Here is a 1,636-nt window from a genome sequence, read left to right as displayed (position 1 = left end):
GGCTGGCCGCCGCGACCGCCGCGGCCGAGGCCGAGCTGGCGGGCGCCCGGGCCGACGACGGGAGCATCCAGCTGACCACGGCCATCCGCGTCGTGGTGGCCGATCGTTGACTGAGCCGGCCGGGCCCGTCCTGGTCGTGGTCAGCGGGCCGCCCGGCAGCGGCAAGACCACCCTCGCGCACGCGCTGGCCCGCGAGCTCGGCTGCCCGGCGATCTGCCGCGACGAGATCCGCGAGGGTGTGGTGCGGGCCGGCACGCCCGATCCCGGCATGCTGCACACCCTGGCGACCTTCTTCGACGTCCTGACCCTGCTGGTGCGGGCCGGCGTGATGACGGTGGCCGAGGCGGCGTTCCAGGACAGGCTGTGGCAGCCCGGGCTGGTCCCGCTGACCGGCCTGGCCCGGATCCGGGTCGTGCGCTGCGCGGTCACGCCGTCGACCGCCCGCACCCGGATCACCGACCGCCTGCGGACCACGGCGAACCGGGCGGCCCACGACGACGCCGGTCTCCTGCGCCGGATGGACGCGGGCGAGGCGACCTGGGAGCCGATCAGCCTGCCGGTGCCGGCGCTGACGGTGGACACCACCGACGGCTACTCCCCCGGCCTGCGCGAGATCGTCGCTTTCGCTTCTTGACATCACCGCGCCCGGCGGTACTCTCAACCTATCGGTTGATTAACCGACTAGTTGATAAGCCAGGTGGTTGAGCATGACGACGGCCGACCCGATCAGCGGCGTCTTCGCCGCCCTCGCCGATCCGACCCGCAGGGCGATCCTCGCCCGGCTGGCCCGCGGCGAGGCGACGGTCAACGAACTCGCGGAGCCCTTCCCGATCAGCCTGCAGGCGATCTCGAAGCACCTGAACGTGCTCGAGCGCGCCGGCCTGATCGCCCGGACCCGCGAGGCCCAATGGCGGCGCTGCCGGATCGAACCCGCCCCGCTGCGCGACATCGCGGGCTGGGTCGAGCAGTACCGGCGCCTCTGGGAAGAGCGCTACGACACGCTCGGCGGATACCTGGACGACCTGCAGAAGGAGCAGTCATGAGCACCGTCACCGTCAGCACCCCGACCCCGACCGAACTGGTCATGAGCCGCACGTTCGACGCCCCCAAGGAGCTCGTCTTCGCCGCGCACACCGAGGCCGAGCATCTGCGGCACTGGTGGGGCCGGGGCAACCCGCTCGACGTGTCGATCGACTTCCGGGTCGGCGGCAAGTGGCGCTTCGTGGAGACGGCCGACGGCAAGGAGCACGCCTTCCGCGGCGAGTTCCGGGAGATCTCAGCACCCGACTCCTACACCTGGACGTTCGAGTACGAGCCGATGGCCGGCCACGTGCTGGTGGAGAAGTTCGTCTTCACCGAGGAGGGCGGCAGGACCACGGTGACCGCGTCGAGCACCTTCGACTCGCAGGAGGACCGGGACGGCATGCTGCAGTCGGGCATGGAGGCCGGGGCGAACCAGAGCTACGCGGCGCTGGACGCGTACCTGGTGAAGGTGGGTTGATCCCGGACACACGAAAAGGGCCGCCCGATGGGCGGCCCTTTTTCGATGCTGCGGGAGGTCAGCCGACCAGCGTCGGGATCTTCTCGAACAGCTGCGTCGTGAACGTGACCATCTCGTGCAACATCCAGTTCCCCG

Annotated in this window: 3 protein-coding genes; all 3 read left to right on the top strand. The window is 70.8% G+C overall.

Features of this window, described 5'->3' with window-relative positions; all coding sequences use genetic code 11:
• Nucleotides 1-106 precede the first annotated feature (106 nt).
• The 3 genes from ACWEOZ_RS44310 (at nt 107) to ACWEOZ_RS44300 (ending at nt 1,501) form a co-directional block, all read left to right on the top strand.
• Nucleotides 107-634 carry an AAA family ATPase gene (locus ACWEOZ_RS44310; protein ID WP_451916671.1) on the top strand — a complete coding sequence of 176 codons (528 nt, stop codon included), beginning with the start codon at nt 107-109 and terminating at the stop codon, nt 632-634.
• A gap of 73 nt (nt 635-707) precedes the next feature.
• Entirely contained in the window at nt 708-1,043 is a 336-nt protein-coding gene (locus ACWEOZ_RS44305) for an ArsR/SmtB family transcription factor (protein WP_360554380.1), read from the top strand.
• Nucleotides 1,040-1,501 carry an SRPBCC family protein gene (locus tag ACWEOZ_RS44300; RefSeq protein WP_451916670.1) on the top strand — a complete coding sequence of 154 codons (462 nt, stop codon included), beginning with the start codon at nt 1,040-1,042 and terminating at the stop codon, nt 1,499-1,501. Before ACWEOZ_RS44305 ends, ACWEOZ_RS44300 begins: the two co-directional genes overlap by 4 nt.
• Nucleotides 1,502-1,636: the final 135 nt, after the last annotated feature.

It is taken from the genome of Actinoplanes sp. NPDC004185, assembly GCF_053603475.1.
This window is presented reverse-complemented; position numbering and strand designations above follow the sequence as displayed.

What these genes read in the sequence shown, in the direction of transcription:
- ACWEOZ_RS44305 (WP_360554380.1), top strand. Translation starts at nt 708, where the DNA reads ATGACGACGGCCGACCCGATCAGCGGCGTCTTCGCCGCCCTCGCCGAT.
- ACWEOZ_RS44300 (WP_451916670.1), top strand. Translation starts at nt 1,040, where the DNA reads ATGAGCACCGTCACCGTCAGCACCCCGACCCCGACCGAACTGGTCATG.